Source organism: Acidithiobacillus sp., assembly GCF_049965315.1.
Taxonomy (GTDB): domain Bacteria; phylum Pseudomonadota; class Gammaproteobacteria; order Acidithiobacillales; family Acidithiobacillaceae; genus Acidithiobacillus_B.
In genome coordinates this window covers 74,866-81,074 of record NZ_JBMFWL010000005.1, presented here as the reverse complement: position 1 = coordinate 81,074, position 6,209 = coordinate 74,866, and the positions used below count along the sequence as shown (strand labels likewise).

The following is a 6,209-nucleotide window of genomic DNA, read 5'->3' as shown; positions in this document are numbered from 1 at the left end:
CTGTGCATCAATATCAACCCTTATCAAACCTCGCAGGAATGTGCCGAGTGCGGGCACATCCACCCTGACAACCGGGTTTCGCAATCCCGGTTCGTCTGCCAAGTCTGCGGGCATCAGGACAATGCCGATCACAACGCTGCGCGGGTCATTGCCAGGCGCGGTGTGCGGTCGCTGCTTTCTGGAGGCTATCAGCCAAAAGAGAGTAAGCGCTGCGGGATATTTCGGCAAAAAGAAGAAGCGGTAATAGGGCCGGTGCGGTCCGAATCTACGCCTGGGGAGTCCATCGTAAGCCGTGAGGCTGGAAACAGCCTGACGCAGGGGACAGCGAACCAGGAACCTCTTTCCGTGAGGGAAGAAACCCCCGCTACAACCGTGTAATCGGTTTAGCGGCGGGAGAGTTCATCATGGTAATAGCTGCGACCGCCTTTTGCGGATTCTGGATAGGACATCAGGGCCATCTTCACGCCACTCGCTTATTCATACGACAACGGGCTGCACCGAATGTCGAATAACTCACTTCCGCGCTGAGGGAAAGAGAACGCTGTGCTGATGGCCTCACCGGCCCGGTAGCTCCGTGGTATCAGCCTGGCGGAGAGCGGCTGCCGTTTGCCTCTATCCTTGAACTGCCCCAGGAGCACGCGGATTCGCCCATCGCGGCTTCCTGGGGCCGGGCGGGAACGGTAGAGATGATCGATGGCGCGGTGTACGATTCACCGGCATACCCAAATCAAGGGGGCAGGACATGACGGATCCATCCCAGCAGCAGCCCGGGCCGCGGCCCTATCCCTGGCTCTTCGGCAACCTGCGCCAGCGCTGGCCCATTCTCGATTTTTATGAGCGCTTCGAGCAGATCGTCTCCCTGGTGCTGTCTTTCTTCCTGATCCTGGTCATCCTCTCCGCCCTCCGGGGCCTGGCCCAGGAAGTCTACGGGCTCATCGTCCATGGTGCGGTGTCCGGTCCTGCCCGGGACGCCATCACCGTCATCTTCGGCAATGTCCTGAGCCTGCTCATCGCCATGGAATTCAACCATACCATCTTTCATTCCATCTCCCACCGCGGCCAGATCGTGCGCGTCAAGACGGTGGTGCTCATCGCCATCCTTGCCGTGTCCCGCCAGTTCATTATCCTGGAGACGGAGGCGGCCTCGCCCTTGCGAATCCTTGCCTTTGCCGTTTCGGTGCTCTTCCTGGGGATCGTCTACTACCTCATGGACAAGCGCGACCGTGCCCACGCCCCGTTTGGGCCAAAGGAAACGCACTCCGCTTCAGGCTGGCGCGGTCACGCAAATTTCCAGCGACCTGATGGCGATTCACCCCATTCCTGAACGCGCCCGGGAGATGGATCTGCTCGCCAGGGAGGGCATGCGCGCCGTCCCATGCGGCCGTATTCTCGGATGGCCTGTGCTTCCCGGCCGGTGCGCAGTTTTCCTCGGCCGTTCTAAATTCCTTTTCTACCGGCGGGAGGATCTCCTTGAGCTTGCGTTCCGCATAAAGGAATTATTCGCGGCGCCTATCGATCAATGCACGACATTCGCGGCATGCGTTTTCAGGAGGCGGGCGTAGACCGGAGAAATCTCCTGCTTCGGGAAAAATGCCTTCCAGGTGGAAATCGGCAGGAGCTGCGTCGGCGGCGGGGCAAAAACCAGATCCTGCTTGCGGACCATCACGTGGCAGGCGATGCAGGATCCCACCTTGCCGTACGCCAACACCTTCCCCGTCGGATCGTAGGCCGCCATCACCCAGTCGCGATCCGCCGCATCGTATCCCTTGAGCTTGAGCATCGCCGTGACCCCGGTCGGCTTCTTGTCCTTCGCGTAGTTCTCCTTGACCACCAAGGTGCCGTTGGGATAGCGATGGACCCGGAGAATGCCGCCGGCCTTGGCCATAGCTTCATCGGCCGGTTTGTTGCTAAGATCCGTGGTGAAATAATCCACGGTCCGGGATCCGGGCTGGAAGGTTTTGCTCCCCGGCATGATCGCATGGGCTTGCTGTAAACCCTGGATCTCGCGCCAGAGGGCTTGAGGACTCGGTGCCTGGCTGCCATAGGCAAGGGGCGCCATGGGGAAAAGCAGGGCGAACGTGATGGCTGTCGTCAGTGGGCGCATGGGTATCCCTCCCGTATCATGCAAACAAGACCAAATATCATGGTAGCGGCCGGATAGGTCATCTTCAATGTCGGCGCTGCTGTGCCGGGAGCGTCCGGCGATATGCATTTATCTATGACCAACCTGATGCGACCTCTTGGCCTTTGTTGCGGTGGCGCATGAGAGAAGCTTTACTTGAGCGGCCAAACATCTGGGGGTATCGACATTGGCGCTGAGCCACCGATTACGCGCTCCGCAGACCGGGGTGGATCTGCGTAAGCTGGCAACCCCAACGCCCGCAGCGGCCTGAGCCCTCTTCAGGCGACCGGCAAAGGCCGACTCTCTCCGGGTCGGCCTTTTTTTCGGAGCGCCCGGATGGTCCCATGGACAAGGTTTCATCTGTAATCCGCATTGGTCGTGCGAAGATCCTTCACGATAAGCCGGAGGCCATCGCGCCATCGGCGCGCATCTGCCGGACACCCTCGTTGCCAAATACGGCCACCTGGTCACCAGAACCACGGCCAAGCGAATCCCGGACCGCTACTGGCAGTGGCGCGAGGCCGGATGATGATGTCATTTCTTGAGTTGAGCGAAGGCCTGCAGGGCCGCTTCACGGGCCATCGCATGATCGACCATGGGGAAGGGATAGTCCCGCCCGAGGACGATGCCAGCACGGGCCAGCGCCAAGTCGTCGGCATTGTCGGGGGCATGGATATCGGTATCATCGAGGGAGCCCAGTTCCGGTAGCCAGCGCCGCAGATAAACCCCATTGGGATCGAATTTTCGCGATTGCAGCACGGGGTTGAATATCCGGAAGTAAGGCGCGGCATCGGCACCGCAACCGGCCACCCACTGCCAGGAGACGCTGTTATTGGCGAGATCCGCATCCACCAAGGTATCCCGGAACCAGGCGGCGCCTTCTTGCCAGGGGATCCTCAAATCCTTGACCAGAAAGCTCGCCGCGATCATTCGCACCCGATTGTGCATCCAGCCTGTTTGCCAGAGTTCGCGCATGCCGGCGTCGATCAGCGGATAGCCGGTTCGTCCCCGCTGCCAGGCGCCCAGCGCCCCGCGATCCTCGCGCCAGGGAAAGCGCGCGAATTCCGGGCGCAGTGGGGTATGGGGCAGATCCGGAAAGTGATAGAGCAGATGCCAGGAAAACTCCCGCCAGCCCAGTTCCCGCAGAAAGGCGTCGGCGCTTATGGCTAATTGCGGATGTCGTGACGCCGTCTCCCGCATCTGTTGCCAGATTTGCCGAGGACTCAGTTCGCCATGGGCGAGGTGCGGCGAGAGCCGGGAGACGCAGTGACGGGCCGGTTCATTGCGGCCGCCGTCGTAGCAGTAAAGTCCGGTTTCCAGAAAGTCGCGAAAACGCCGCCAGGCACCATTCTCGCCGGGCTCCCATGCGGTGGCGAGCCGCGCTGACCAATCTGGTTTTCGTGGCCGCCAGACCAAGCTGTCCAGGTTGTCGCTGCTCGGAATGGAGGACGGAGCCTGCAAGTGGTCCGGAATGGGCAGAGGCTCGACCACTTGGCCCCGCGCCAGAAAGGCTTTCCAGAAGGGGGTGAAGACCCGGTACGGACGATCGCCCCGCAGGAGTTCCCAGGGTTCGGCCAAAAGATCGCCAGGAAAGGAACGGGCCTCCACACCATCGGCCAGAAGAGCGGCCTTGAGGGCACGATCCCGCGCCATACCGGACGGATCATAACGGCGATTCCAGAACACGGCACTGGCGCCGCTCTGGACGACCATCTCCCGCACCGTTGCCAAGAGATCGCCGCGGCGCAGGATCAAGGGTAACCCGCGTTCGGCGAGAGCCGCAGAAAACGCAGCGAGACTTCGGTCGTGCCACCAGCGCCAAGCAGCACCGTGTTCATCCAGGGGATCGGGGATGAACACGGGCAACACCGGCCCCCGTTGGGCCCCCGCCCAGAGGGCCGGGTGATCAGCCAGGCGCAGATCCTGACGAAAAAGGACGATGGTGCGTGTACGCATCGGGAGGGCGTTGATTGCCGTTGGTTCGTTCAGTTTACGGGCACAACCCGGTGAGGATCAAAGATATTCGAGATGCCGGCGTGGCGGAGAGGCGGTTGACCCGATAAGAAGGACCGCTCTTGACGCCCGTGCGTTGCCGGATTATATGTATATTCCATTGCCATATACTATGGAGTCGCCCAACATGGAAAAGGCCACCATTTTTCAAAGCAACCGCAGCCAGGCGGTGCGCCTACCCAAAGCCATCGCCTTCCCCGCCGATGTGAAGCGCGTGGAGGTGCTCGTCATGGGCCGGGCGCGGATGCTGATTCCTGCGGGAGAATCCTGGGAAAGCTGGTTCGATGGCGAAGGGGTCAGCGCAGATTTCATGGAACATCGCGAGCAACCCGCCGATCAGGTCCGGGAATCCCTGTGATCAACTACCTGCTGGATACCAACATCTGCATTTTCACCATCAAGCGCAAGCCGCCGGAGATCCGGGAACAGTTCCGCCGGCATCACGGACAAATGGCCATCAGCGCGGTCACCTTGATGGAGCTGATCTATGGTGCGGAGAAGTCACAAGCACCAGAGCGCAACCTGGCGGAGATCGAAGGATTCGCCGCCAGGTTGGAAGTCCTCGAATATGGGAGCGAAGCCGCCAAGCATACCGGGCAGCTCCGCGCCGAACTGGCCAGGATCGGTAAGCCCATCGGGCCTTATGACCAGATGATCGCGGGCCACGCCAGAAGCCGCGGTTTGATCGTCGTGACCAACAACCTGCGGGAGTTCGAGCGGGTTCCCGGATTGCGCGTCGTGGATTGGGTGAACTGATCCAGTGGTCGCGTGGGCGTCCTCTTGGATGGAAGAACTTCTTGCATGTAGCGCTCTAGCACATTGGCAATGGTGGTTCGCTCTGCCTCCGAAGTAATACGTTGACTATATGGTGCCCCGAAACCGAATCGAACGGTCGACCTACCGCTTAGGAGGCGGTTGCTCTATCCACTGAGCTACCGGGGCGTGCGCCGATTGTAACAAAAATTTGGGCGCCGGGGGGAGGGGAAATCAGGCGAGGATGAAGAAATAGGCCCCGTAACACAGGCCGTTGAAGGCGAAATGGTAGGGCCGCATGGCGCCGCGCCGCGCCAGGAGATAGGTGTAGCCGCTGGCCAGCAGGGTGATGCCGATGCCGAGCAGCACCGGAGGGGAGGGTTGCCAGGGGGTGAGGAGGACGCCGATGGCGGGCAGGAGGGTGCCCTGGAAGACCAGGGCACCGGTAATGTTGCCAAAGGCGAGGGTATCCTTGCGCCGGCGGATCCACAGGATGCTGTTGATCTTTTCCGGCAGCTCGGTGGCGATGGGCACCACCAGCAGCGAGAGCACCAGGGCGGAGATGCCCAGCCAGCCCGAGAGGCTTTCTATGCCCGAGACAAAGAGCTTGGCGCCGCCGACGATGGCCGCCAGGCCGAGCGCAAGCTGGACGAGAATGCTGGGCATGGCGGTGGGCAGCCCTGTTTTGCCGAGGTAAAGGGGATGGCCGGCTTCAGTGCCGTGGCCGTCCGCGACCAGGGCCGCGGAGGCGCGGAGGGTGGACAGGACGTAGAGGAAGTACATCAGGACCAGGGTCAGGCCGATGGCCACCCGCGCCAGCATGGCGGTGTGGGGCACGAAAAGGGCCAGCGCCGAGAGGCTGAAGGCGGCCAGGAACCAGCCCAGATCGCGCCGCAAGCCCGTCGGTTCCGGCCGCAGCGCCCCCTTGACCCCGCGCCCCTGGGCGGCAAAGAGGGCCATGAGGAAGAGGGTGAGGGTGGAGAGCATCATGGGCGCCCCGAGGATGGCGCCGACCCCCACTTCCTCCCCCAGATGCGGATTGCCGTGGTTGGCTGCGAATACCGCCACGATGGGGACCATGGCTTCGGGCAGCGCGGTGCCCACCGCGGCGAAGATGGACCCCGTAACCCCTTCGGAAATACCCATGCGATCGCCGAGGTGTTCGAGGGCATTGGTGAAGGCCTCTGCACCGAGCAGAATGACGACGAGGGCGAGCATGAGCAGCAGCATATCCATGCCCGGATTATGCCATGCCTGGCCTCATAAAAACCATGGAGGGAGGGACCGATGCGCTTGGCCGCAAGGCTCCGCTCGATGGCAT

At 61.8% G+C, this 6,209-nt stretch carries 7 protein-coding genes and 1 tRNA gene; 4 read left to right on the top strand and 4 right to left on the bottom strand.

Going from position 1 to position 6,209, the window contains the following annotated elements; all coding sequences use genetic code 11:
- Both ACP5MM_RS02780 and ACP5MM_RS02775 read left to right on the top strand, forming a co-directional pair.
- Positions 1 to 378: zinc ribbon domain-containing protein (locus ACP5MM_RS02780; RefSeq protein ID WP_427934076.1), on the top strand; the 378-nt coding region annotated here is incomplete at its 5' end.
- 364 nt (positions 379 to 742) lie between these two features.
- Positions 743 to 1,324: a phosphate-starvation-inducible PsiE family protein gene (locus ACP5MM_RS02775; RefSeq protein WP_427933506.1), complete on the top strand. Its 582-nt coding sequence runs from the start codon at positions 743 to 745 to the stop codon at positions 1,322 to 1,324.
- A 192-nt stretch (positions 1,325 to 1,516) separates the two neighbouring features.
- On the opposite strand, the gene ACP5MM_RS02770 is transcribed toward ACP5MM_RS02775, so the two are convergent.
- Together ACP5MM_RS02770 and ACP5MM_RS02765 are read right to left on the bottom strand one after the other, a co-directional pair.
- Positions 1,517 to 2,104, bottom strand: coding sequence for a cytochrome P460 family protein (locus ACP5MM_RS02770; protein WP_427934075.1), 588 nt, complete (start codon positions 2,102 to 2,104; stop codon positions 1,517 to 1,519).
- Positions 2,105 to 2,656: 552 nt separating this feature from the next.
- A complete protein-coding gene (locus ACP5MM_RS02765; protein ID WP_427931880.1) occupies positions 2,657 to 4,078 on the bottom strand; it encodes a cryptochrome/photolyase family protein in 1,422 nt (473 codons plus the stop codon).
- Between the two features lie 184 nt (positions 4,079 to 4,262).
- On the opposite strand from ACP5MM_RS02765, the gene vapB reads away from it, so the two are divergent.
- Both vapB and vapC read left to right on the top strand, forming a co-directional pair.
- Positions 4,263 to 4,493 carry a type II toxin-antitoxin system VapB family antitoxin gene (gene vapB / locus ACP5MM_RS02760; RefSeq protein WP_427931882.1) on the top strand — a complete coding sequence of 77 codons (231 nt, stop codon included), beginning with the start codon at positions 4,263 to 4,265 and terminating at the stop codon, positions 4,491 to 4,493.
- Positions 4,490 to 4,891, top strand: a complete 402-nt coding sequence (gene vapC, locus ACP5MM_RS02755; protein WP_427931884.1) for a type II toxin-antitoxin system tRNA(fMet)-specific endonuclease VapC — start codon at positions 4,490 to 4,492, stop codon at positions 4,889 to 4,891. The genes vapB and vapC overlap by 4 nt, the downstream gene beginning before the upstream one ends.
- A gap of 110 nt (positions 4,892 to 5,001) precedes the next feature.
- On the opposite strand, the gene ACP5MM_RS02750 is transcribed toward vapC, so the two are convergent.
- Both ACP5MM_RS02750 and ACP5MM_RS02745 read right to left on the bottom strand, forming a co-directional pair.
- A tRNA-Arg gene (locus ACP5MM_RS02750) sits at positions 5,002 to 5,077 on the bottom strand.
- A gap of 45 nt (positions 5,078 to 5,122) precedes the next feature.
- Entirely contained in the window at positions 5,123 to 6,124 is a 1,002-nt protein-coding gene (locus ACP5MM_RS02745) for a sodium:calcium antiporter (RefSeq protein WP_427934074.1), read from the bottom strand.
- Positions 6,125 to 6,209 lie beyond the last annotated feature (85 nt).

Bases quoted from the DNA above. Each gene is read 5' to 3' on its own strand.
- ACP5MM_RS02775 (WP_427933506.1), top strand. From the start codon at position 743: ATGACGGATCCATCCCAGCAGCAGCCCGGGCCGCGGCCCTATCCCTGG.
- ACP5MM_RS02745 (WP_427934074.1), bottom strand. From the start codon at position 6,124: ATGGATATGCTGCTGCTCATGCTCGCCCTCGTCGTCATTCTGCTCGGT.
- ACP5MM_RS02765 (WP_427931880.1), bottom strand. From the start codon at position 4,078: ATGCGTACACGCACCATCGTCCTTTTTCGTCAGGATCTGCGCCTGGCT.
- ACP5MM_RS02770 (WP_427934075.1), bottom strand. From the start codon at position 2,104: ATGCGCCCACTGACGACAGCCATCACGTTCGCCCTGCTTTTCCCCATG.
- vapB (WP_427931882.1), top strand. From the start codon at position 4,263: ATGGAAAAGGCCACCATTTTTCAAAGCAACCGCAGCCAGGCGGTGCGC.